Source organism: Cytophagia bacterium CHB2 (genome assembly GCA_030263535.1).
In the GTDB taxonomy this organism is placed as follows: Bacteria; Zhuqueibacterota; Zhuqueibacteria; order Zhuqueibacterales; family Zhuqueibacteraceae; genus Coneutiohabitans.
The window spans coordinates 1-2,060 of record SZPB01000631.1 but is presented as its reverse complement, the minus strand read 5'-3'; the positions used below and the strand labels follow the sequence as shown (position 1 = coordinate 2,060).

At 53.9% G+C, this 2,060-nt stretch carries 1 protein-coding gene; it reads left to right on the top strand.

Translation table 11 applies throughout. The features are described from left to right. Positions 1 to 204: 204 nt before the first annotated feature. Positions 205 to 2,060 (top strand): hypothetical protein (locus FBQ85_29675; protein ID MDL1879300.1); only part of this gene is annotated, 1,856 nt, incomplete at its 3' end.

The following is a 2,060-nucleotide window of genomic DNA, read 5'->3' as shown; positions in this document are numbered from 1 at the left end:
AACAACAAGCACAGCCGTGAAGATGCGATGAACATGGTTGCCAACAATTACAAAGGCCTGGTGGATTTGTTCATCAAAGCCTCGGCTTGATTCCAGAACTGATCGTTTCCAGCGGGACGCGTCGCCAGATGCGTCCCGCTTTGTTTTGGTATCTCTTCCCTCTCTTACAGCCGGTTGAAATTTCAAGCAAGGATTTCATCATTTATGACCGTGGTCATTGCCGAACGAACTGAAGCTGACACCCCGCTGGCCGCGGCTTCTGTGGAAGCAACGCTGGTCGCCACCCTCGCCCAATGCGCGCCGTTTTTACTATCGGATTTTAAAACACGGCTGCGCAGACTCCTGGCTGATTTTCCCGCCGAACTTTCGCCAACACAATTTGAGCAATTCGAAAAGCGCTGCCTCGAGGCCGTGCGCCTCCGCCTGTCCCGGCTCACGAAAATTGCGCGGCCGCCGGAGGCATACCCGATGATGAGCACCGGCGGCATGCTCGATCATTTTAGCGATCGCCTCCTGCAAGATTTACAGGCTGCTTTCAATCGCACTCAGATCAAACACTCGCTATCTGCCGCAGAAAAACGTGAGATTATGCGCGGCATGCTGCGCACGCGCCATCTCGATGCCCGGCTTAAAAAATTCTTCATGAGCAGTGAAGTGAAACAGCCCGACGGCGCGCCGTTTCAGGGCAAAGGTTTTCGTTCGATGGGGCAAGAGGCGATTTACGCTGCTGCGATTCGCTTGAAGCGTGGCGAGGAATTTAAACAAAACGGCAATTATACCGGTGATTTTGTTGCGCCCATGATTCGTGATCTCGGGCTCGCATTGGCAATGGGGCAAAGGCCTTATGATGTGATGGCGGCGCAAATGGGAAAGATCGGCAAGCCGACAAACGGGAAGGATCTGCACATCGGAGATTTTGCCTGCGGCATCATCCCTCCTGCCGCGCCAATTACGATTAGCACAGGCTCGGCATGCGGCATTGGTTTCGCGTTGAAAGGCAGCGGCCGCGTGATCATCAATTGCATTGGCGAGGGCGGAACCTCGTCCGGTGAATGGCACGAAGTGATCAACTTCGCGGCGGTGCAAAAAATGCCGATCATATTCATCGTGCAAAACAATCAAACCGCGCTGTCAACCCCGGGACATGAACAATGTGCTGCTTTCAACTTTGCACAGAAAGCCATTGGCTACGGCATGCGTGGCATAACGATTGACGGCACGGATCCCGAAGAAATTTTCGCTGCGGTAACGGAAGCGGCAGAAGCGTGCCGCGCGGGCAACGGTCCGGTGTTGATCGAACTCGTCGTGATGCGCATGTGCGGCCATGCGCATCATGATGATATGTTGTATTTCGGCAAAGAGCCGGAGCAATTTCTCGAATTTGTTGCGCCGACGAAAATCTCCGGCGGTTATGTCGATGCCGAAAAATATTCTTATTGGTATCAGAAGGATCCCATCAAGCTCTATCAAAATAACCTGCTCGATTCCGGCGTGCTGGATGAAGCCGAACTGAAAAAAATGCTTGCGGAGGTCGAACGTGAAATCGAAAGCGCAGCGCAAGAAGTGATTGCCGCGCCGTGGCCCGATGCCAAGCTCGCCGGCCATCCGGTTGTAACTGATGGCGATTGGCTGACACCACAATCCCTGCCAACGAGGCGCAATTTTGTTCATCCTGCGCCAAAGCTTTGGCCTCTGGCAGAGCCAATTGGTGCGGTATTCGATGCGAACGGCAAAACGTTTTGGCAGGCGATCGTCGAAGCATTAGTTGAGGAAATGCGGCGTGATCCGAACACGTTTATGCTCGGCGAAGACATCGGCGGAAGTTACGGCAATGCTTTCGTCATTCTCAAATCCATGCTCCCTGAATTCGGCGAACGCATGATCAACACGCCGCTGGCCGAAGCAGCCATCATCGGATGCGCGACGGGTGCGGCGTTGCTGGGCAGGCGGCCCATTGCCGAAATTCAATTCAATGATTTTATCGCCAGCGGTTTCAATCAGCTTGTCAACAATGCCGCGAAGATTTATTATCGCTGGGGCCAGCCGGTGCCGATGACGGT